General features: G+C 31.1%; 26 protein-coding genes. 2 read left to right on the top strand and 24 right to left on the bottom strand.

Annotation, left to right across the window (positions count from 1 at the left end; translation table 11 throughout):
• Position 1 precedes the first annotated feature (1 nt).
• The 6 genes from CORN_RS00590 to CORN_RS00565 are packed head-to-tail and all read right to left on the bottom strand — an operon-like array spanning position 2 to position 4,291.
• Complete coding sequence (locus CORN_RS00590; RefSeq protein ID WP_066007854.1) at positions 2 to 847, bottom strand: polyprenyl synthetase family protein; 846 nt, start codon at positions 845 to 847, stop codon at positions 2 to 4.
• The gene (locus CORN_RS00585; protein WP_066007786.1) at positions 847 to 1,926 is read right to left on the bottom strand and encodes a DUF7488 domain-containing protein; all 1,080 of its coding nucleotides are present in this window, start codon (positions 1,924 to 1,926) and stop codon (positions 847 to 849) included. Before CORN_RS00585 ends, CORN_RS00590 begins: the two co-directional genes overlap by 1 nt.
• Entirely contained in the window at positions 1,923 to 2,228 is a 306-nt protein-coding gene (locus CORN_RS00580) for a YbaB/EbfC family nucleoid-associated protein (RefSeq protein ID WP_039617208.1), read from the bottom strand. The genes CORN_RS00585 and CORN_RS00580 overlap by 4 nt, the downstream gene beginning before the upstream one ends.
• Positions 2,229 to 3,512, bottom strand: coding sequence for a UDP-N-acetylmuramoyl-L-alanyl-D-glutamate--2,6-diaminopimelate ligase (locus CORN_RS00575; RefSeq protein WP_066007784.1), 1,284 nt, complete (start codon positions 3,510 to 3,512; stop codon positions 2,229 to 2,231).
• The gene (locus CORN_RS00570; protein ID WP_066007783.1) at positions 3,496 to 4,035 is read right to left on the bottom strand and encodes a histidine kinase; all 540 of its coding nucleotides are present in this window, start codon (positions 4,033 to 4,035) and stop codon (positions 3,496 to 3,498) included. The genes CORN_RS00575 and CORN_RS00570 overlap by 17 nt, the downstream gene beginning before the upstream one ends.
• Entirely contained in the window at positions 4,022 to 4,291 is a 270-nt protein-coding gene (locus tag CORN_RS00565) for a NifU family protein (protein WP_066007852.1), read from the bottom strand. The genes CORN_RS00570 and CORN_RS00565 overlap by 14 nt, the downstream gene beginning before the upstream one ends.
• A 125-nt stretch (positions 4,292 to 4,416) precedes the next feature.
• Between CORN_RS00565 and CORN_RS00560 the strand changes: the two genes are divergently transcribed.
• Positions 4,417 to 5,658 carry a multidrug effflux MFS transporter gene (locus CORN_RS00560; RefSeq protein ID WP_066007782.1) on the top strand — a complete coding sequence of 414 codons (1,242 nt, stop codon included), beginning with the start codon at positions 4,417 to 4,419 and terminating at the stop codon, positions 5,656 to 5,658.
• A 304-nt stretch (positions 5,659 to 5,962) separates the two neighbouring features.
• On the opposite strand, the gene flgE is transcribed toward CORN_RS00560, so the two are convergent.
• The 18 genes from flgE to infA all read right to left on the bottom strand — a co-directional run bounded on the left by flgE (position 5,963) and on the right by infA (position 20,912).
• Positions 5,963 to 8,422, bottom strand: coding sequence for a flagellar hook protein FlgE (flgE, locus tag CORN_RS00555; RefSeq protein ID WP_066007781.1), 2,460 nt, complete (start codon positions 8,420 to 8,422; stop codon positions 5,963 to 5,965).
• A 314-nt stretch (positions 8,423 to 8,736) separates the two neighbouring features.
• Positions 8,737 to 9,363 carry a bifunctional phosphoribosyl-AMP cyclohydrolase/phosphoribosyl-ATP diphosphatase HisIE gene (gene hisIE / locus CORN_RS00550; protein ID WP_066007780.1) on the bottom strand — a complete coding sequence of 209 codons (627 nt, stop codon included), beginning with the start codon at positions 9,361 to 9,363 and terminating at the stop codon, positions 8,737 to 8,739.
• 10 nt (positions 9,364 to 9,373) lie between these two features.
• Positions 9,374 to 10,141: an imidazole glycerol phosphate synthase subunit HisF gene (gene hisF, locus CORN_RS00545; RefSeq protein ID WP_066007778.1), complete on the bottom strand. Its 768-nt coding sequence runs from the start codon at positions 10,139 to 10,141 to the stop codon at positions 9,374 to 9,376.
• Positions 10,142 to 11,107, bottom strand: coding sequence for an HTH domain-containing protein (locus CORN_RS00540; protein WP_066007776.1), 966 nt, complete (start codon positions 11,105 to 11,107; stop codon positions 10,142 to 10,144). It abuts the gene before it with no gap.
• On the bottom strand, positions 11,092 to 11,823 hold the full coding sequence (locus tag CORN_RS00535; RefSeq protein WP_066007774.1) for a 1-(5-phosphoribosyl)-5-[(5-phosphoribosylamino)methylideneamino] imidazole-4-carboxamide isomerase: 732 nt from the start codon (positions 11,821 to 11,823) through the stop codon (positions 11,092 to 11,094). The genes CORN_RS00540 and CORN_RS00535 overlap by 16 nt, the downstream gene beginning before the upstream one ends.
• 6 nt (positions 11,824 to 11,829) lie before the next feature.
• On the bottom strand, positions 11,830 to 12,411 hold the full coding sequence (gene hisH, locus CORN_RS00530) for an imidazole glycerol phosphate synthase subunit HisH (RefSeq protein WP_066007772.1): 582 nt from the start codon (positions 12,409 to 12,411) through the stop codon (positions 11,830 to 11,832).
• The gene (locus tag CORN_RS00525) at positions 12,408 to 13,250 is read right to left on the bottom strand and encodes a DNA-methyltransferase (protein WP_066007770.1); all 843 of its coding nucleotides are present in this window, start codon (positions 13,248 to 13,250) and stop codon (positions 12,408 to 12,410) included. Before CORN_RS00525 ends, hisH begins: the two co-directional genes overlap by 4 nt.
• Positions 13,243 to 14,082 carry a type II restriction endonuclease gene (locus CORN_RS00520; RefSeq protein WP_066007768.1) on the bottom strand — a complete coding sequence of 280 codons (840 nt, stop codon included), beginning with the start codon at positions 14,080 to 14,082 and terminating at the stop codon, positions 13,243 to 13,245. Before CORN_RS00520 ends, CORN_RS00525 begins: the two co-directional genes overlap by 8 nt.
• Positions 14,079 to 15,146, bottom strand: coding sequence for a bifunctional histidinol-phosphatase/imidazoleglycerol-phosphate dehydratase HisB (hisB, locus tag CORN_RS00515; RefSeq protein ID WP_066007766.1), 1,068 nt, complete (start codon positions 15,144 to 15,146; stop codon positions 14,079 to 14,081). Before hisB ends, CORN_RS00520 begins: the two co-directional genes overlap by 4 nt.
• Positions 15,143 to 16,423 carry a histidinol dehydrogenase gene (hisD, locus tag CORN_RS00510; protein ID WP_066007764.1) on the bottom strand — a complete coding sequence of 427 codons (1,281 nt, stop codon included), beginning with the start codon at positions 16,421 to 16,423 and terminating at the stop codon, positions 15,143 to 15,145. The genes hisB and hisD overlap by 4 nt, the downstream gene beginning before the upstream one ends.
• Before the next feature lie 9 nt (positions 16,424 to 16,432).
• Positions 16,433 to 17,332, bottom strand: coding sequence for an ATP phosphoribosyltransferase (gene hisG, locus CORN_RS00505; RefSeq protein ID WP_066007759.1), 900 nt, complete (start codon positions 17,330 to 17,332; stop codon positions 16,433 to 16,435).
• Positions 17,333 to 17,593: 261 nt separating this feature from the next.
• Positions 17,594 to 17,947 (bottom strand): 50S ribosomal protein L17, encoded by a 354-nt coding sequence (rplQ, locus tag CORN_RS00500; protein ID WP_012660847.1) that lies wholly within the window; start codon positions 17,945 to 17,947, stop codon positions 17,594 to 17,596.
• A gap of 3 nt (positions 17,948 to 17,950) precedes the next feature.
• Entirely contained in the window at positions 17,951 to 18,964 is a 1,014-nt protein-coding gene (locus CORN_RS00495) for a DNA-directed RNA polymerase subunit alpha (protein ID WP_066007757.1), read from the bottom strand.
• Between the two features lie 14 nt (positions 18,965 to 18,978).
• Positions 18,979 to 19,605 (bottom strand): 30S ribosomal protein S4, encoded by a 627-nt coding sequence (gene rpsD, locus CORN_RS00490; RefSeq protein ID WP_039617184.1) that lies wholly within the window; start codon positions 19,603 to 19,605, stop codon positions 18,979 to 18,981.
• 30 nt (positions 19,606 to 19,635) lie between these two features.
• A complete protein-coding gene (rpsK, locus tag CORN_RS00485) occupies positions 19,636 to 20,028 on the bottom strand; it encodes a 30S ribosomal protein S11 (protein ID WP_012660844.1) in 393 nt (130 codons plus the stop codon).
• Between the two features lie 9 nt (positions 20,029 to 20,037).
• Positions 20,038 to 20,403 carry a 30S ribosomal protein S13 gene (gene rpsM, locus CORN_RS00480; RefSeq protein WP_012660843.1) on the bottom strand — a complete coding sequence of 122 codons (366 nt, stop codon included), beginning with the start codon at positions 20,401 to 20,403 and terminating at the stop codon, positions 20,038 to 20,040.
• 3 nt (positions 20,404 to 20,406) lie between these two features.
• Positions 20,407 to 20,520, bottom strand: a complete 114-nt coding sequence (rpmJ, locus tag CORN_RS00475; protein WP_002781429.1) for a 50S ribosomal protein L36 — start codon at positions 20,518 to 20,520, stop codon at positions 20,407 to 20,409.
• A gap of 173 nt (positions 20,521 to 20,693) precedes the next feature.
• Positions 20,694 to 20,912 (bottom strand): translation initiation factor IF-1, encoded by a 219-nt coding sequence (gene infA, locus CORN_RS00470; RefSeq protein WP_039625099.1) that lies wholly within the window; start codon positions 20,910 to 20,912, stop codon positions 20,694 to 20,696.
• A 113-nt stretch (positions 20,913 to 21,025) separates the two neighbouring features.
• Here infA and CORN_RS00465 point away from each other — a divergent pair, with 113 nt between their 5' ends.
• Entirely contained in the window at positions 21,026 to 22,315 is a 1,290-nt protein-coding gene (locus CORN_RS00465) for an MFS transporter (protein ID WP_066007755.1), read from the top strand.
• Positions 22,316 to 22,370: the final 55 nt, after the last annotated feature.

Genomic DNA, 22,370 nt, shown 5'->3' with positions numbered 1-22,370 from the left:
TTTAACCTTTTAAATATTTATCAATCAAAATTTGAAGCTCATTAGCAAGCTTAGAATCTAAATTTTTCATTTTTTCCTCACACAGGGAAATTTTATCATTTTTTGCCTTTTTAGCACCTTCTAAACTCAAAAGTTTTACAAAAGAGTTTTTATGTGTATCATTATGAGTTGGCTTACCTGCTTCTTTTGCGTCTAAAGTCGCATCGATAATATCATCTTTGATTTGAAAAATTAATCCCATTAAAAGCCCTATTTCATAAATTTGTTCACATTCTTTTTCGTCTAACTCACAAATTTCACAACCCATTTTCAAACTAGCTGCAATTAATCTTGCGGTTTTGTGAATATGCAAAAACTCTACTTGTTCTAAATTTAAAGTTTTTCCTTCAAAATAACAATCAATAGCTTGTCCAATAATCATACCATTAAGTCCAGCATTAAAAGCTAAAGTTTCTATGAGTTTTAATTTAACATTGTCTTTTAAATCAAGTTTTGAAAGTAACAAGAAAGCTTGTGTATTTAGGGCATCTCCTACCAAAATAGCCGTAGTCTCATCGTATTTTTTATGCAATGTTTGCTTTCCTCTACGTAAAGAAGCATTATCCATAGCAGGTAAATCATCATGTATTAAAGAATAAGTATGGATAAATTCCAAAGCCAAAGCAACATTTAAAGCTTTATCAAATAAAGCAGGGTTCTTAGCATTAACTATGCCCAAAAGAAGTTGTGCTCTAAAATGTTTCCCACCAGCTTCTAGCATCCACTTTAAAGCCTCGTTAAAAAATGGATGAAAACTTTGTACTTTGGGGAAATTTTGCTCTAAATGTTGTTTAAATTTTTCTAAAATCACTTATTAAGCCTTATGAAAAAGTCAAAATATCCTTTATTAAAACGCTCAAAATCATTATTTTTAGCCGAAGGTATATTACTTGCTTGTCTTGAAACTAAAACATCAAAAGTATTAGCTTGAGCCAATATGGCTTGAAGTTCATTGAAATTATTGATTATTTGATTATTGATTCTTAAAATTTTATCTCCTTTTAAAAATCCTGCCATTTGTGCTTTTGAATTTGGAGTGACTTCTGTAACATTCATTTTCGCATCTACACGTAAACCTAAATTACTATAAAAAGATGTCGGTTTAACCGGAGTAACTTTTTTTGGCTTAGCAAACACTCCTAAATCTTTATCAAAAACTGCCGTAGAAATATTTACATCTTTATTATCTCTTAGCATATTAAAATATAAAGTTGCTCCACGATCGGCAAATAAAATTTTCTCATTTAGCTTTCTTATATCATCATAAACTTGACCATCTACACTTACAAGTTCATCATTTATCAAAAACTGCCCATTTTTACGCACATTTTTTACATAAATTTTACCATCACGCATATCAAAATCTACACCTATATCACCCCAGTATGCATCAGGATATTTTGCAAAGTGTTTTAAATAACGATTTCCTATTAACTTGCCATCTTCTAAGGTTATACCAAGCATTTTACAACATGGCGAGTTAAGCTCTCCGATTTTAGAAGTAAAATCAAGCTGATCACGCTCTGTTAAACTTTGTCCAAAATACTTTAAATGTCCTATATAGCTTTTATTATTATCTAAAATTCCTACCCAACTATTGCGTGTTAATTCTTCTTCATCACCCATAGGTGCAGGAATCAAACTAAAATCTGTCTTAACTAAATACAAATTTAAAAACGGATCATATTTTGTATAACTATTTAATTTTGCGTTTTTTGTTTTTACCACCGCTAAAGTATTTTCATTTAAAGCAAAAGCAGGCAAACCCTCATAAATTAGCATACTAGCTTTGTTTTTTTCATAACAACCCAAAAAATCATTAAAAGTCGGTCTTGGCACAGCAAAAAGCACACAAGCTATACCCAAAATACAAAGTAAAATTCTCATAGCATTCCCATTCCGCTAAATAAATTACTAGCCATTGATTTTTTATTTTGTTCTACCATTTTCATCACATCATTCATTGCTGCTATTAATAAAATTTGCATAGATTCTTTATCTTCTAGCAAAGAATCATCAATGTTTATATCGATAATTTCACCTTTTCCATTAGCGCTAACTTTTACTAAACCACCACCACTTTTTGCACTAAATTCTTTTTTTAAAGCTTCTTGCTCTAATTCATTTGCTTTTTCTTGAGCCTTGGTTAAAAGCTCGCCCATTTTAGAAAAGTCCATATTTTCAAACATTTATTTTCCTTCTTTTAATATCTCTAACACTACTTCTTTATCATTAAAAGGATATTTTACACCCTTAATCTCTTGATAAGTTTCATCACCTTTACCTAAAATTACCACAAAATCATTTTTCGTTTTAAGCTCTAATGCTTTTTTAATCGCTTCTTTTCTATCGCATTCTACCAAAACATTTTCATCTTTTTCTATACCATTTAAAATATCTTCTATAATATCCATAGGCTCTTCAAAACGAGGATTATCGCTTGTTATGATAAGTTTTTTAGCATAATGCTTGGCAATTTTAGCCATTAATGGACGCTTAGTTTTATCTCTATCTCCCCCTGCTCCAAAAACCACAATCAAATCACGATATTTTAAAGCATCTAAAACTTTTTCTATACCATCTGGCGTATGAGCAAAATCTACAATCACATCTTTTGCAACTACTTGCATTCTACCCTCTATACCACCAAAATTACTAATGGCTTTTTCGAGTTCTTTTAAATTTGGTTTAACAAGCTCATTCACACAAGCACTTGCTGCTAAAAGATTATAAAGATTAAAAAGTCCTACCAAAGAAGAATCAATCATAAAAGTTTCTTTACCAAAATTTACCACAGCTTCTATACCATTTTTTAAAGCATAAGCCTTTGTGTGATAATAGCTTGGATTTTCTACTCCATAAGTAAAAGCACCTTTGACATTAAAATTTATAGTTTTTGCATCTTTGTTGATAAATTTCATACACTCATCAGTAAAAAAGCTTTCTTTTGCAACTTGATAATTTTGGAAATTTTGATGAAAATCTAAATGATCTTGAGTAATATTGGTAAAAATTTTGGCCTTAAATTCAAGTCCTTCTATACGATTTTGCACCAACGCATGTGAACTTACTTCCATGATTAAAAATTCACATTTTTCCTTGCTTGCCAAAGATAAAAACTCTAAAGTTTGTAAAATAGGTGCAGTAGTTAGACCTTTTGGAGTGATATTTTTATCATTTATAAAACTACCTCTAGTTCCCATCAAGGCACATTTATAACCCAAATCAAGCAAGATAGAATAAATAGCCCCAGCAGTAGTTGTCTTGCCATTTGTACCTGTAATACCTATGATTTTAATATTTTCATCTATATTTAAAAGCTTTTTACACTCATCTACACTTATGACTTTTGCTTCTTTTTCTAAAGCTTGATTGAGAAATTTTTCATTTTGAGTAGTTTTTAGAAAAAAACATCCTTTTTCGCATTCGTTAGAATTATCACTAATGAAAGTATTTTTAATCTTTACTATCATATTTTAATTCCTTGATTTTTTCACTAAGCTTGATAAATCTATAATTAGAATAAAAATGTGCTGAAACATCTTCCATATAAGCTACAAGCATATCTTTATAACCATACTCTAAAAGCTTTTCTAAAAAATCCACAAAATCTTCTTTGTCATTTATTATAAGTTTATTAGATATTATAACATTTTCTAAAGCTTGTTTAAAACCAACTTTTGCTTCACTTAGTAAAAAATCTTGATAGCTCAAACCATCAAAATCTTCACTATCTTCTTCAAACTGCACGCTTTGACTTAAATTGATGAGTTTTTCGATATCTACATCTACTTTTGAATTTTTATAATTTTGAAGAAAAAATTCAAAAAATACAAAAGCTTCTTCAGGGCTTTTTAATGCCAAATCACAAATATTTATAAAAGTTAATAATCTTTTATTTTTACGCTTTTGATACGCTAATGAAAAATACATTTTAGCGTTTTTAAAATCTTTGTTATAAAAACACTCTATGGCTATTTTTTTATAATTTTGCAAATTCGCTTTCTCCACCTGCTAAATTTACTATGGTAATATCTGGATGTATATCAATTTTAAGTTGTTTTTCTAAACCATATTTTAAAGTTGTTCCGCTTGCTGGACAGCCATGACAAGCTCCAGTTAATTTTACATAAACAACACCATTTTTGACTCCTAAAAAGTCAAGCCCACCGCCATCATTTTCTAAAATATGCATAGTTTTAGCCAAACTTGCCTTTACGGGTTCAATTAGCTCATCATCACTAAAAGGCATATTCATAACTTTTTTCCTTAAATATTTTTTAGTTTAATTTTATCTTATTTGCCTTTAAAAAATGTAAATTATTATTTATTTTAGACATTTTGCTATACAATAGCAAAAATACTTTAGGAATTTTCATGCAAAAACGCACACAAATTAAAGGTTTTGAAAAATTAAAACTCATTATCATACTGGCATTTTTATCATCTATTGCACCACTTTCAACTGATATGTATTTACCTGCTTTAAATGAAGTAGAAAAAAGTTTTCAAACAAATTCTTTCTATACTCAACTTTCCCTTGCAAGCTTTTTTATAGCTTTTTCTTTAGGGCAGCTTTTTTATGGACCACTAAGTGATGTATATGGTAGAAAAAAACCTTTATATATTGGGATTTTTATTTTTGTTTCTTCAAGTATAGCTTGTGTTTTAGTTGATTCTATACATGCTTTTATAGCTTTGCGTTTTTTTGAAGCCTTAGGAGGTTGTGTGGGTGTTGTAGTAGCAAGAGCTATAGTAAATGATGTCTTTGAACTTAAAGAAGCAGCAGGAATTTATGCATTAATGATGGTTTTTACCTCCTTAGCTCCTATGCTCTCGCCTACCTTTGGAGGGATTTTACTTGAATTTTTTTCGTGGCGTAGTATATTTTTGACATTATTTATCTTAGGTTTTATTTTATTTTTACTTGTTATTTTTGCTTTAAAAGAAAGTAACCATAACACAGAAGGTAAAAAATTTAATCACAAAGAAGTTGCAAAAAGTTACAAAAAGATTTTAAAAGATCGCCGTTTTGTAGTGTATTTATTTTGTGGGAATTTAATATTTGCAGGGTTTTTTGCTTATTTAACAGGCTCATCTTTTGTTTTTACACGCGTTTTTGAGCTTAGTGAACAACAATATGCTATGCTTTTTGGCATTAATGCTTTAGGTTTTGTAGTTTTTGCAAATATTAATGCAAGATTAGCTCTTAGGTATTCGCCTTATTATATTTTACCTAGAGCTTTTATTAGCGTGGCTTTTTTAGCTTGTTTATTGATACTTGGAGCAACTTTTGAGCTTGGATTTTTAGCTTTTGAGCTTCCTTTGTTTTTTATCATTGCAAGTTTAGGTTTTATTCTGCCAAACACCACTACTTTGGCTATGGCAAGATCAAAACAAAACGCAGGTAGCGCTTCAGCACTTTTAGGTGCAGCTCAGTTTGCAATGGCTGGTTTCATGGCATTTTTAGTTAGTCTTTTAAATGCAAACACTCCTATACTTTTAGCAAGTATTTTAGGTATTTGTACTTTTTTAGGAGCTGTTTTTTATCTAAGTTTAATCAATAAAAGAAAATTTGGAAAAATAAAAAGAAAGTTAAGTGCGATTTCTCGCACTTAATTAAGCAATATTTTTGAAAAGATTCACTGGCTATATCGCACCTTTTTTGAAAAACTTTATACTTTGATGACATTTGTTATTTTTTCTTAAATATTTTAAAGATTAAAACTAATTAGTAATGATTTTAAAGTGAGTTTATAAATTTTTATTTTAACTTGTCGATATGCAAATCATGCTACTCACTCCTTAGGCAAAAAAGAAGTGAGTTAGCAATAGATTGAAGGCTTCAAGGCTATCAAGTATTACAAGGCTACCTCGATAACCTTGTAAAGCTTGATCCCAAGGCTTAAGCCTTGGGTTAGAATTATTGTTTTAATTGAAGTAAAGTATTTAAAAGCTGATCGCTTGTTGTAATTGTTTTTGAGTTAGCTTGATAACCCCTTTGTATTACGATAAGTTCAGTTAAAGCACGACTTAAATCCACGTTCGACATTTCTATTGCCGAAGATTTCAAGCCCCCTCTACCACCTTCACCAGCATGGCCTATGGTTGCATTTCCTGAATTTGCAGTGGCTTTGAAAAGATTATTTCCTATTTCTTCAAGACCCATGTTATTTGGGAAAGATGCTAGGGCAACTTTAGCTAAAGCTAGAGTTTTACCATTAGTAAATTCTCCATAAATATAACCATTCTCATCAGTTCTTAATGCATCTGGCTTTAAGTTACCCCCTGTGTAACCATCTGTTTCTTGTTTAGTAGTAGCTGAATCTTTATCATAGCTTGTTAAACCATCAAAAGCTCCAGTTGTTCCAAAGTCAAGTTTTACTACTTGATCAGGTTTTGAACCATTATTTCCTGTAAAATTTAATACATTTGGCGTATAACTTTGAAGCGAACCATCATTACCAAATCTTAAATTTCCTACTACTATATTTCCTGGTGCACCATCTCCGCTAAAATTAATCTCTGCAGGCTCAGGTACTGAGATGATGATAGACCATTCAGCACCACCATCTGCTGTTTTAGTTTGTTTGGTAAATTGCACTGTTAGCTCATGTCTGCTTCCTAATGAGTCAAAAATTTCTATACTTGCAGTATGAGCTGATAAATACATATCTTGAGAATACTTCTCATTATTTCCTGCATTGAAATTTCCATCTAAAGCACTAAACATCGCTGTGAATTTATCATTAGTGGCGATTTTATTAGTTTCATTAGAATAACCTGTAACTTTAAAGGTCATATCTTTAGAATTATCTCCTTTAGGATTAGTAATTTTAAATCTACCATCACTTTCAACCACTACTTCTACTAAAGGATTAGCATCATCACCAAAACCACCATTATTTTGTGCACCTTCTAAAGTTCCATCTCCATCATAATCTACACCCCATCTCGCATCTCTTTGCAAAAGCTCTCTTAAGTCTTCAGTAGTATGAAAAACTCTTTGTCCATTCATAGTTGGCATATTTTGAGGTGGATTATTAGTTGGATTTGGATTAGCCCCTATATCTACACCATTTTTACTATAAATATACTCATGGGCCGTTACAACCTGAACATTCATCTTAGCTGCACCATTTGGTTGCCCATCATCTGTCCCAAGCCATGCCCTATCAGCTGTTCCATTTGCTGTTAAAAGAGGCGGAGTGGCTACATCACCTGTACTTGCATTAGCTCTTGTTTCAACTTGAGCACCTGCTGTGGTATCTGCATGAATTTGTATATTTAAATTTTTTGATTTAGAAGTTGTTCCTGTGCTATTATCATTAGTAAAAGTGATTTTACCATCTACTATAGAAGCTACCACACCCGTTTCAGCTGTTTTTGCATTGATAGCATTTAAAAAAGTATCCCTTCCTACACCTTCAGCTTGTATATTCACCCCATTGATAGTAATATTTAATTTTGCTGGATGTGAATCTCCATTTGCATCTTTGAAACCCCAAAAAGTATATTGAGTATTATCTTGCATTTGTGCCTGTTCTGTAGGTAAATCTGGGCTCATAGCGATATTTGAAGTATGTTTTGCATCAGCATAACTCACCCATATACCTTGACCTTCTCTTAAATTTAAACCTTCGCCCTTAGCGTTAAACACTACGCCCATATCTACACCTTTTTCGGTTACTTGAGCTCCGGTTTTAGAAGTAGTGTAAAATTCAGTGTGACCTGTATCATTTTCATCTATAGCTGTTCCTGTATCATCTCTTCTACCATGAGTAGAATCAAGAGCATAGATAGGTCTTTTAGCTGAAGCATTTGAACCTAGAGTATTACCACTATCAAGATTTGCTGTAAGTTTTACTATAGAGCTTGGTCTAGCTGGCATACTCATACCTGGTGGTATAACTATATCTTCTACTGATTTAGATGAGTCAATCTGACCTGTTTCTTGGTTGTAGTTCCAACCTTGAACGGTATAGCCATTATTATCTACGAAATTTCCTACCGCGTCTGTTTTAAAATCTCCTGCACGAGTGTAAAATTGTGTTACACCACCATCATTTGATACGATGAAAAATCCATCACCATTGATCGCTAAGTCTGTGTTTTTATCTGTGGTTTGGATATTACCTTGTGAGTGAATTCTTGTGGTAGAATTTACACCTGCACCAAGCCCAACTTGCATAGGGTTTTTACCACCTAAATCACCATCTGGTGCAGTAGCTATTTTAGAAGTTTGGCTCATAAGTGTTGAGAAATCCGCACGAGAATACTTAAAACCAAATGTATTAACATTGGCTATGTTGTTACCTTCTACATCCATTGCGTATTGATGTGCTTGAAGTCCTGAAACTCCAGCCCAAAGAGATCTCATCATAATTAAATCCTTTAAAAAATATTGCTTTGTGAATACTTCACAATCTTCTATTGCTTAGCAAAAGCAAAGCAATAAGTGTTCCAAAAATATAACAAAATATATAACTTTTTGAATACACAATTACAAGTAAGTTTTTAAGTAAAATAATGGAAAAATCAATCTTTTAGTCAAATATTAATGTATGTAATTTTCATAACAATTTGTTATTAAAATGCATACTAAGTCTTTAAAGTGTAAAGTTTTTTTAAAATTACTCGATATAGCTAGTGAATCTTTTCAAAATATTGCTTAATTAAGTGCAGGGTTTCTTGCACTTAACTTTTATTTCTTTCTTTTAATTTTGCAATCACATCGTTTAAACTCAAATTCGCATCAGCAAGTAAAACATCTAAATGATAAAGCAAATCAGCTGCTTCGCAAATTAGTTCATCTTTGTCTTTTACCGTAGCAGCTAAAGCAGTTTCTACACCTTCTTCACCTACTTTTTGTGCTATGCGTTTAGTGCCTTTTGAAAAAAGTTCGGCTGTATAAGAAGAATTTGGAGTAGAATTTTTTCTTGAGTAGATGAGTTTTTCAAGTCTTGATAAAAACACAAAATCAGCCCTTTTAGAAGTTTGTTCAAAACAAGAAATATCACCACTATGACAAGTAGCTCCGCTTGGTTTAACTAAAATCAAAATACAATCTTTATCACAATCAAGCCCCATATCTATAATATGTAAAAAATTCTTACTTTCTTCACCCTTCATCCATAAACGCTCTTTTGTGCGTGAGTAAAATACAACCTTTTGGTGCTTAAAACTTTCTCTTAATGCCTCTTCATTCATAAAACCTTGCATTAAGACTTCACAGGTTTGATAATCTTGAATGATAACAGGAATAAGATTATTAACCTTTTGCCAGTTTATGCTTTTTATAAATTCTTCTTCATTTATATTCATAACTTTCCTTTTAAATGCGAATTTGTATGCCTTGATCTTTTAAAAATAGTTTTAATTCTTTAATATCTATAAGTTTTTTATGAAAAATTGAAGCTGCTAAAGCCCCATCAACTCCGAGTTTAAAAGCATCTAAAAAATGCTCTTTAGCCCCTGCTCCACCACTTGCTACCAAAGGCACTGGGCAAATCTTTCTAACCTTAGCGAGTTGATCAAGATCATAACCCTTTCTCATGCCATCTTGATTCATCATATTTAGCACTATTTCCCCAGCTCCTAGTTCACATACTTGCTTTACCCACTCAAGCGTTTTTTTGCCACTATGATGAGATTTACTCTCATCTCCAGTGTATTTATATACTAAAAGCTCGTTATTTTCATCTTTAAAAGTATCTATGCCTACTACCACACACTGCACTCCAAAGCTTTTTGCAAGGCGTGAGATTAAATCAGGGTCATTTAAAGCAGGAGAATTAATAGAAATTTTATCAGCACCATTTGCTAAAAGCTCTTTTGCATCATCTTCGCTTTTTATACCCCCTGCAACGCAAAATGGTATAGAGATATTTTGTGCTACTTTACTTACCCAAGCTCTATCAATGCGTTCATTTTTAGCTGAAGCTGATATATCATAAAATACAAGTTCGTCAATGCCATTTTGTGAGTAAAACTTAGCAAGTTCTACGATATCGCCCATATCTTCATGATTTTTAAACTGCACACCTTTAACTACTCTACCATCTTTTACATCCAAACATGCGATTATACGTTTTGCGAGCATTTATTTCTCCAAAATACATTTTTCTTTAAGGTGTTTTTGCATTTGTTCATCACTCTTAACCTCATCAAATTTTGCATGAATTTTAGCCTCTACGCCTACTTTTATTTGTTTATTTATATCATCTATAAATTCTTTAAAATTTTCATTTTTATCTATAAGCATATCTATGGTTTGTATATCTAACTCTCTTTCTCTTGCACTAAGAAGAATTTTTGAGTTTAAAATATCTTTGCTATCAAGCTTGATCACGCCTATACCAAAACTTTGATTAAGCCTTCTAAGTTCACTTAAAACCTCGCTATCGATTTCTTTTAATACTACCAAATAACCTTCATTTGCCCAGCTAGAATTACTAACAGCTTGAAAATAATATTCTTTTAAATTTGAAAAATTAATACCTATTTTAAGCTCAAAAGAAAAAATCTTATAGCTATTTTGTTTAAGATTTTCCAAAAGTCCTAAGGTTTCTTTTTGATAATCATCATATGGAAAATACACCCCTACTACATCAGGATAATTCCATTTATCTTTGCCACTTTCACTTTTTTTGCTTTTTTCATGGTAGATTGTTTTGCAATTTAATCTAAAATCAGAATTTTCATATAAATATTTTACAAGTAAAGGATGTAAATCCCTTTCATGAAATTTGTTTTTTTCTTGTTTTTCTAGCTCTTTTTCAGTTTGATTTGAAAAATCAATATTTAAAAGCTCATTTTGTCTTTCTCTTAGCCAAAATGTAGTAGGTTTTTGAGAAACTTTAACAAACAAAGAACTATCTTGCAATTCTTTTATGTCTATATAAACTATAGCACCTAAAGTAGCTATGGGTGTTTGTCCTATACTAGTGAGTTTTTTATCTAAACCCTTTTTGCAAGCTTCTTGCCAAATTTCACTCACTCCTAAAGGTTTTTTAGTATGTTTTAAAACTTCTAAAATCAATTCTTTATAAGTTATTTTACTAGACACTTTACTGCTTCCTTTATGCTAAATTCTCCATCAAGCAAGGCTTTACCCACGATGATACCACTTACTATGCCATTTAACTTTTTAAAATCTTCTAAACTTGCAACGCCTCCACTTGCTTGAGTTTGCAAATGTGGGAATTTTTCATGTAAAACTTTATATAAAGTGATATTTGCTCCACTCATCGTACCATCTTTAGAAATATCTGTGCATAAAATATGCTTTATATCTTTATAAAAATTTAAAAGTTCAAACAAACTTTCATCACTTGTTTTACTCCATGCATCAATAGCTACAAAAAACTCGCCTTTAATGCAAACACTATCAAGTGCTAAGACTATATTTTCTACACCAAAATCATCTAAAATTTCTTGTGTAAAGGCTTTATTTTTAACCGCTAAAGAGCCTATAACTACGCGTTTAACACCACTATCAAATAAAGCTTTAATCTCATCTTTAGTTCGAATTCCTCCACCTACTTGTAAATTTACTTTGATTTTAGAAGCTAATTTTTCTATGAGTTTAAGTTGTCTTTTACTAGGATCTTTTGCACCACTTAAATCTACCAAGTGAAGCCAAGCTACACCTTGAGCCCCATACTCTTGAAATTTAGCTAAAGGATCGAAGCTGTATTCTTGCTTTTTAGCATAATCACCTTTAAAAAGTCTTACCACCTTGCCATCGATTAAGTCTAATGCTGGAATGATTTGAGTTTGCATTTTTACCTACATATTTATGAAATTTTTTAATAATACTTCGCCTGCTTCGCCACTTCTTTCAGGGTGAAACTGCACGCCATAAAAATTGTCTTTATTTACGCTTGCACTAAATTTAATAGAGTATTCACACTCTGCGATAGTGTATTCATTTAAACTCACACAATAACTATGCACAAAATAAAAATAAGCTCCGTTTAAACCCTTAAAAAGTTCATGTGAGCTAAAGACTTGATTCCACCCCATATGCGGGAAAGTAAAATTTACTTTTTCTTGAAATTTTTGAGTTTCAAAAGACACAATACCGAGTGTTTTTTGGTGTAATTCTTCTGAAAATTCACCTAGAATTTGCATACCAAGACAAATACCCAAAAGTGGTTTTGTGGTAGTTTGGATAAAATTTTCTAAATTTAACACTCTTAAATTACTCATTGCCTTAGCTGCTGTACCAACTCCAGGGAGTAAAAGCTTATCTGCTTGTGAGAGTTCTTTTAAATCGTGCGTGATAATGCTTTTTTGTCCTAAACGATCAAGGGCAAATTTCAAAGAAGCTAAATTTGCACAACCTGTATCTATAATGGCTAGTTTCATATCATTCTCTCTTGAAATAAATTTGCTTTTGTTAAAACTTTCAAGTCGTTAATCTTGTTTTTAATCATTTGAAAATTTTTCTCTAACTCTATTTTACGATTTACAGAAATTTTAATAAAATCATCTTCTTTTTCAAAACCTATAAATTTTCTATTTAATAAATTAGCTGCAATCCCTGTAGTCGAACTTCCACTAAATGGATCGCAAATTAACGAATTTTCATTACTTGCCATTAAAATTAATCTAACAAGTAAAGGTAGTGGCTTTTGGGTGGGGTGTTTGCCATTATTTTTTTCCCACGGAGCTATAGCGCTAAATTGCCACACATCTCGCATTTGCTTATTTTCATTTAATTTTTTCATCAACTCATAATTAAATATATGTTTATGTTTAAGACTTTTTCTAGCCCATATAATTTGTTCTGTAGAATGAGTTAAGTATCTACAGGAAAAATTAGGCGGTGGATTAGTTTTTTGCCAAGTAATAATATTTAAAATTTTAAAATCAAGTTTTTGTAAAATTCTGCCAAGAGAAAAAATATTATGATAAGTTCCGCTTATTAAAATACTTCCAGTATCTTTAAGTGCTATTTTTGCATTTGAAAGCCATTTTAAGTTAAATTCATCTATTTTTTCAATATCATCACCTTTATCCCATTGCCCCTTATTTACACTTACTATTTTACCACTTTGGATACTCAAGCCATCATTAGACAAAAAATAAGGGGGATCTGCAAAAATTAGATCAATTTGATTTTCAAATTGAGGTAATAATTTATTACAATCATCTTGATAAAGCTGAAAAAGTTTATCTTTACTTGTAAAAATAGACTTAGACATTTTTTACCTTTAAGATAAAATCATTAATATTAGAAAGATTATAAATTTCTACTTTTTTATAAGCTTCTTCAAGTTTATTTTTAGCTTTTAACCAACCTTGACCATCTGTTATCCATATAAATTCATATTGAGAAAACCGATCAAATTTAGGAGCTAGTTCTTGATAAGCTCTGGCAACTTCATTTAATTTACTTCCCGCACCTGCATAAAAATTACATTCTATAAAATAAGTTTTTTTAGAAGCAAAAATTACAAAATCAAATTTTTTTATATCTTCACCAAAAGCTTTATGAAGTTCAGGAAATTTTTTAATATTTACCTGCTCTTCAAATTTTAAACAATGTGGAGTAAAAATTTCTTTTAATTGCATTTCCATTATTTTACCACTACGATTTTTTCTCGCATTAGTATCAAGCCCCACTTCTATTCCGAATACATAATCATTTAAATTTTTAATCTCATGAGTAGAAAAAATTTCTAACAAGCCTGTTTCGCAAATAAAATTATAAACACTATCTGAATTTTTAAAATACCCTTCCAAAGATACAAAATTTGAAAATTGATTTATAACAATGTCCTTTTTATCTTTATCTCTAACCGCAATTAATACATTTAAAACATTAAAAGCTTTTGGATATTCTTCAAAAAGTTCTTCTATAGATTGCCTTAATTCATTTTCGCTTTTTCCTAGTAGAAAATTTAAATGATTAAGATAGATGCTAATTTTATTTTTATTTCTTAAGCATTTTTCCCAATCTACATAAAAATCTAAATGTCTATTTGTGGCTTGCAAACTATTTATAAATTTTTCAAAACTAAGTTCATTTTTCATATCACTCCTTTAGAGCTTGCTAGGTTTTCATTTTCTATTTTTATAGCCATCTTTAAAGCTCTTGCAAAGGCTTTAAAAAGTCCTTCGGCTTTGTGATGATCGTTTTTACCTTTAACTTTTAAATGCAAACTTGCCCCCATAGCATAGCTTAGTGAGTAAAAAAAATGCTCTATCATTTCTGTGCTTAATTCTCCAAGCTTTTCTTTTTTAAATTTAGCCTTATAAACTAAATGCGGTCTATTGCAAAAGTCAATCGCACAGCTTGCCAAACACTCATCCATAGGCAAAACAAAGCCATATCTTGCAATGCCTATTTTTTGATCTAGTGCTGTTTTGATAGCTTCGCCTAAAGCAAGTGCTACATCTTCTACGCTGTGATGTTCATCGACTTCTAAATCCCCTTTGCATTTAATTTCTAAAGATATATTTGCATGCGTAGCAATTTGCTCTAACATATGATCAAAAAAGGCAATATTTGTTTTTATATCAGCTTTTGCTTTTTCATTAAAAGCTATTTTAACTTGAATTTGAGTTTCTTTGGTATTGCGTTCAATAAAAGCACAGCGGTAATTTTGCAAAATAAAATCAGCGATTTGCTCCCAGTTAAAGTCATTTTTATCATATTTTAAACCTTGAATTTCAAGATTTTGTGCCAAAAGCATATCACTATCTCTATCGCCTATAACAAAGCTTTTATTTTTATCATAAAGTTTGTTATTAATATAGTTTTCAAGCATAGCGGTTTTTGGTTTTCTACAAGCACAATTTTCATACTCAAAATGTGGGCAAATAAAAATATCTTCAAATTCTATGCCACAACTTTGAAAAATACTTAGCATTTTTTCATGAGCCTTGTCAAAATTTTCCTTAGGGAAAGAATTTGTACCTAGACCATCTTGATTACTCACCATAACGAATTTAAAACCAAAATTTTTTAACTTTAAAAGTGCATTGATAGCACCTTTTTCAAACTCGAGCTTTTCTAAAGAATCAATTTGAAAATCATCTTTTGGCTCATCAATAAGCGTACCATCTCTATCGATAAATAAAATTTTTGTACTCATTTTAGACTTTCTAATCTCAAACTTACAGCATTTTTATGTCCATCAAGCCCTTCAGCTGCTGCTAAAATTTCCACCACAGGTCCGAGTTTTTTAAAGCCTTCTTTACTAAGTTCTTGTACGGTCATTCTTTTCATAAAATCAGCAAGTCCCAAAGAAGAATAAGACTTAGTAAAACCATAAGTTGGCAATACATGATTTGTTCCGCTTGCATAATCTCCCATAGATTCTGGAGAATACTCGCCTAAAAATACTGAACCTGCGTGCATAATATCATCAAGCAAGTTAGATGGATTTTGTGTATGAATGATCAAATGCTCTGGCGCATAGTCATTTGAAATACTTATAGCATGTTTTATATCTTTTGCAAGAATAATTTTAGAATGCACTAAGGATTTTGAAGCGATTTCTTTACGCGAGAGTTTTTCAAGCTGTAAAGCAACTTCTCTATCTACTTCTTTGGCTAGTTTTTCACTTGTACAAACTAAAATAGCTTGAGAATCTGCTCCATGTTCAGCTTGCGAGAGTAAGTCTGAAGCTATAAATTTGGCATTAGCAAACTCATCTGCTAAAACAAGTACTTCTGAAGGTCCTGCTTGCATATCAATAGCTACCCCGTGATTATTAACTTGCTTTTTAGCTTCTGTTACAAAGGCATTTCCTGGGCCAAAAATTTTATCTACTTTTTGCACGCTTTGTGTTCCATAAGCTAGTGCTGCTATGGCTCCTGCTCCACCTATTTGATACACTGCATCGACTTCACAAAGTTTTGCTACAAAAGCAATAGCAGGGTGTAATGGAGCTGGAGAAGCTAAGGCTATAAATTTACATTTTGCTATTTTAGCTGGGATAGCTAGCATTAGTGCAGTTGAAAAAAGTGGTGCCAATCCCCCTGGTATATAAAGTCCTACTTTTTCAATAGCTCTTGTTAGTACTTTACAAGTTACTCCTTCAAATGTTTGTACTTCTATAATTTCACTCTCTTGGGCTTTATGAAATCTATAGATATTTTCATACGCTATCTTGATAGCTTGTTTTAACTCATCATCAATTTGCTCTGCTAAATTTTGAAGTTCTTCATCACTTAGCTTAATAGAATCTAACTCCACTTTATCAAATTTTACAGCCATTTGTCTTAAGGCTTCATCGCCATTTATTTTAACATCTTCAATGATTTGCTCTACTATAGTTTTAACCTGTGTATTAGCACTCATAGCAGGGCGTTTTAGTGTTAGTTCTTGTTCGTTTTTGTTTAGTTTTTCAAAATCAAGTATTTGCATTTTTTATCCTTAAGATAGCATTTTTTCGATAGGCAAAACTAAAATCGCACTTGCACCTTCTTTTTTCAAAGCTTCCATAGTTTCCCAAAATAAATTTTCTTGACTTACCATATGGAGTGCCACTCTAGCTTTATCATTTTCTAAAGGTAAAATCGTAGGTTTTTCAACACCTGGCAATAAAGCTGTGATTTTTTCTAGTTTTTCAATAGGAGCATGTAGCATAATGTATTTTGATTCTCTTGCTTGCATAACTCCATTAATCCTAATGAGCAATTTATCAATTAATTCTTGTTTATGTAAAACCAAACTTTCTTTTCTTTGAATAATACAAGCTTTAGATTTATAAATTACCATAACTTCTTTAAGTCCATTTGCTTTTAAAGTAGCTCCACTTGAAACTAAATCACAAATTCCATCAGCTAAATTTGCACTTGGTGCCACTTCAACCGAACCTGTTAGCATACAAGTTTTATAGGGAATGTTATTTTCTTCCATAAAACGTTTTAAAAGCTGTGGATAAGAAGTTGCTATACGTAAATTTTTAAAACTTTCTATACCTTTATATTCACACTTTTCTGGTAATGCCAAAGACAAACGACACCCACCAAAATCAAGCTTTTTAAGCATTATAAAATCTGCATTTTCGTTTTTTGATTTTCTTTCTAGTTCATTTTCTTCTAAAACATTTTCTCCAACTATGCCAAGATCTACTACTCCATCAAAAATTAATCCTGGTATATCATCATCTCTTACCCTAAGCAGATCAATAGGTAAATTGGTAGAAAAAGCAATCAAACTTTGATCGTGTATGCGAAGTTTTACGCCTATAGACTCAAGCAAGGCAATAGAATCTTTACTTAAACGACCTGATTTTTGTATAGCTATGCGTAATCTTGAATTTTCTTGCATTTTTAATCCTTGATTGATAAAAAAGATTATATTAGCATAAGTAGTTGATTTTTTAGCTAAAAATCATATTTTTTATAATTTGATTGAGTTTTTGTTTTTATATTTTTATAAAGTAAGGTTAAAAATGTAGTAATAAAAATATTAAAAAATGAAAATCGATAAGCAATCTAGATGAGTATTATAATACTTTCTAAAAGATATTTGAAAAATAACAATAAACCAAATTCAAACAAAAAGAATCCTAGCTAACGCTAGGATAAATTAAGCTACAAATTCTATAAAAGCCATTTCTGCAGCGTCACCGCGACGAATTCTTGTTTTGATAATTCTAGTATAACCACCATTTCTATCTGCAAATTTAGGTGCAATTTCAGTTACAAGTTTATTTGTAGCCTCTTTATCTTGCAAGCTGGCAAATACCGCTCTATGAGCATTAAAATCACCTTTTCTTGCACGAGTAATTAATCTTTCAACATAACCTCTTAATTCTTTTGCTTTAGGTAATGTTGTTTCTATTTTACCTGCTTTAATGATAGCAATGGTAAGGTTTTTTAATAAGGCCGCACGGTGAGTAGAAGTGCGACCCAACTTTCTATATCCATGTCTATGTCTCATTGATTATCCTTCATTTTGTGCTTTTAATTCTGTAATTTTTTTCTTTAGCGTTTCTTTTGCACTATCATTAAGTTTTGAATTTCCTATAGGGAATCCTATGGTTTCCATTACGTTTTTGATTTCATCTAAAGATTTTTTACCTAGATTTTTCAAATCTGCAAGTTCGCTTACACTCATTAAAGCAAGCTCACCTATATAAATTACATTTGCTTTTTCTAAGCAATTAAAACTTCTTGCACTTAAATTTAACTCAGTTATGTTTTGAAGTAATTTCACATGCTCTACTTCATTACTTGGTACTTGGTTTTTTATAGCACTTTGTGCATTAGTGATTTTATCAAACACCGATAATTGTTTATACATTGCCTCTAAAGCATTTTTAAAAGCATCACTTGGCGAAATTTGACCATCTGTTGTGATTGTAAAAACAACTTTTTCATAATCTGGATTATCCTCAAAAAGTACCTTTTCTATATCATAAACTGCATGTTTTACTGGAGTAAAAAATGCATCAAGTGCTATAAATTCAGAATCTAAGAAATTTTGAATTTCTTCAGAAGGTACATAACCTATACCCTTTTCGATGATTAAAGTAAATTCTAAATCTGCATCTTCATTAATCGTTGCAAGATAACTATCTGCATTCACAACTTCAACAACTTCATTGTTCAAGTCTATTCCGCAAATTTCTTTTGGTCCTTTAAAACTAAAAGTCACAATTTCTTTTTCAGAATCTGTTTTTAGTTTAAATCTTAATTTTTTTAGATTGATAATAAACAATGCTACATCTTCAAGCATACCACGCATACTATCAAATTCGTGTGCTACGCCTTTGATTTTAACTCCAGTTGGAGCAAAACCTACCGTACTTGAATAAAGCAAACGACGCAAAGGGTGCGCCAAAGTAATAGCATAGCCGATTTCAAAAGGCCATGCACTTACTTTTGCCACTGTATCACTGATATTTTCAATACTAAACTCTGTTGGTGTATAAGCAGAAGTTGTAATATGTCTCATATCAAAAACCTTTATTATTTAGAATACAACTCAACGATATATCTTTCCTCAACTGGAATGATAACCTCTTCTCTTTCAGGTTTTCTTGTAAAAATTCCAAATCTTTTATCTTTTTCTACATCAACCCAAGCAACTATACCAGTTTGAGCAGTAAGTTCAATCGCTCTTGAAATTTGAGGATTGTTTTTACTTTTTTCAATCACTTCTATTTTTTGACCTGCTTCTACTCTATAACTAGGAATATCCACTCTTTTACCATTTACTAAAATATGTCCATGAGTTACAAGCTGTCTAGCAAAACGACGTGTTGTAGCAAAACCCATTCTATAAACAACATTATCTAATCTTTGCTCCAAAAGTTGGATTAAAAGTGCACCGGTATTACCATCTTTTCTAGCAGCTTCGCTAAATAATCTTCTAAATTGTTTTTCACTAACTCCATACATAAATTTAGCTTTTTGTTTTTCTCTTAATTGGAGTCCATATTCACTTATTTTTGCTTTTCTTTGTCCATGCTGACCTGGTGCGTAAGGGCGTTTATCTAAAGCACTTTTACCTGCTAATCTTCTTTCACCTTTCATTGCCAAGCTTACGCCAAGTCGTCTTTCTAATTTCTCTACTGGTCCTCTATATCTTGCCATTATAATTCTCCTAAATCTTATATCTTATTCTTAGACACGACGACGTTTTGGTGGTCTACAACCATTATGAGCTAATGGGGTAATATCTTTTAAGAAAGTTACTTTGATACCTTCCATAGCACCTACACTCTTAACCGCTGTCTCACGACCACTTCCTGGTCCTTGTACTTTGATACCTACTTCTTTAATACCGTGTTCTTTTGCTTTATTTAAAGCATCTTCTACTGCTTGTTGTGCTGCATAAGGAGTTGATTTTTTAGAGCCTTTAAATCCCAAGCCACCTGCACTACTCCACGCAATAGCATTTCCCATTTCATCAGTTACAGTAACCATAGTATTATTAAATGTTGCACTGATATAAACTATACCTTTAGCTATATTTTTCTTAACTACTTTTTTCTTAACTACTTTTCTTTTTGCCATTTTTTATCCTTATGATTTTGCACCAACGGTTTTTCTCTTACCTTTTCTAGTTCTGGCATTTGTTTTAGTTTTTTGACCACGAACTGGTAAGCCTTTTCTATGTCTTAAGCCTCTAAAGCTTCCTAGATCCATTAATGCTTTGATATCCATAGCAACTTGTTTTCTAAGATCACCCTCAACCATGTAGTTTTCTTGAATTTCTTTACGGATAGCTGCTGCTTCATCCTCGCTTAACTCATGAACTCTTTTATCATAAGAAATTCCAGTTTTATCTAAGATTTTTCTTGAAGTATGCAAACCTATACCATAAATATAAGTCAAGCCATACTCGATTCTTTTTTTCTTTGGTAAATCCACACCTGCAATACGAGCCATAAATTATCCTTGTCTTTGTTTGTGTTTTGGATTTTCGCAAATAATGCGAACTACGCCTTTACGACGAACTACTTTGCATTTGTCACACATCTTTTTAACAGATGGTCTAACTTTCATGCTTTACTCCTGTTATTGTAAATTCCACTTTTTTACAACTGCACCAGGTTTTTAGAGCAACCAACTATTTTCAAAATAAGTGGTGATTTTGAAAATACTTCTTCATACAGTTTTATTGCAATTTCTGCAAAAGTGCTAATTATACTTTACTTTTGCTTTTAAACAACTTAGACTTATTTGTATCTAAATGTGATACGACCCTTATCAAGACTATAAGGTGTTAGTTCTACTTTAACTCTATCGCCAGGCATAATTCTAATATAATGCATACGCATTTTACCTGCAATATGGCAAAGTATCACGTGCTTATTGTCTAATTCAACTTTAAAAGTTGCGTTAGGTAAAGCTTCGATTACATTACCATCAATTTCGATAATATCATCTTTTGACAATTTTTTCTCCTTTCTATAAAATACAAAACTACTATTTTAACACAATTTTTCTTTTTAAATTTTTAATATTTTTTACTATAATTATAAAATTACTACAAAAAGAAAGTATTTAAATGTCAAAAACTTTAAAAAGAAATGATTATAAAACTCTCTCTTTATCTTCTTTGGGCGGAGCTTTAGAATTTTATGATTTTGTGATTTTTGTTTTTTTTGCTAATTATATTTCAAGAAATTTTTTTCCAAGTGATTTAAGTGATTTTTGGAAACTTTTAAATACATATGGAGCTTTTGCAGCAGGATATTTAGCCAGACCACTTGGCGGTATAATTATGGCACATTTTGGGGATAAATTAGGCCGTAAAAAAATGTTTATGCTAAGTATATTACTTATGGTACTCCCAACTTTTTCTTTGGCTTTTATACCTACTTTTGAAACTATAGGATATTTTGCTCCTATTTTTTTATTACTTGTTAGAATAGCTCAAGGTATAGCTATAGGCGGGGAATTACCTGGTGCTTGGGTGTTTGTAAAAGAACACGCACCTAATGGAAAAGATAGTTTTTACGTTAGTGCTATTAATGCTTCTATGGCTTTTGGAATTCTTTTAGGATGTGTTGTTGCGCTAGTAATTAATCATTGCTTTGATCAAGAATCAATTTATGATTATGCTTGGCGTATTCCATTTGCTATAGGTGGTCTTTTTGGTATTATTTCTATATACCTTAGAAAATTTCTAGAAGAAACACCTGTTTTTCAAAAAATGCATCAAGAAAATAGTTTAGAAAAATTTCCTTTAAAAGCACTTTTTAAAGAAAAAAATATTTTTTTCGATATCATCGCTTCTATGCTTTTAACATGGATGCTTACGGCTTGTGTAATCATACTTATTTTACTTATGCCAAATTTTATACCTGAAGTTTTAGCTCTTGACAAAACCGATGCTATTTTAATACAGATGATCGCAATAGTAATTTTATCCTGTGGAACATTGCTTGCTGGAATCTGGGTAGATAAATTTGGTTTTTTAACCACTAGTTTAATTTTTACAATAGGGTTTAGCTTATCTTGCTTTTTTTATTTTTATTTTTTCTATGCACAAATTTTGCATTTGAGTATATATTTTTATTTTATTGCAAGTTTTTTTGGTGGTATTAATGCTCTAGCACCTATTCTAATGTGTAAAATTTTTAAGCCAAGCATTCGCTTTAGTGGAATTTCTTTTTCTTATAATATAGCTTATGCTATAGCAGGTGGCTTTACTCCTCAACTTGTGTTCATTTTGCACTCTTTAGCTATAAAACCTGAAAATCCTTTTACATATGGAATATTTATTTATATTTTAATTTTATCTATAGCAACGCTTATAACAGCTATTGTTGCTTATAAGAGATTAAGATTTTAGTGTTATAATAAAGAAAAAATATTAAACTAAAAATTAAATATAATTCAAAGGAAAG

It is taken from the genome of Campylobacter ornithocola (assembly GCF_013201605.1).
Taxonomy (GTDB): domain Bacteria; phylum Campylobacterota; class Campylobacteria; order Campylobacterales; family Campylobacteraceae; genus Campylobacter_D; species Campylobacter_D ornithocola.
This window is presented reverse-complemented; position numbering and strand designations above follow the sequence as displayed.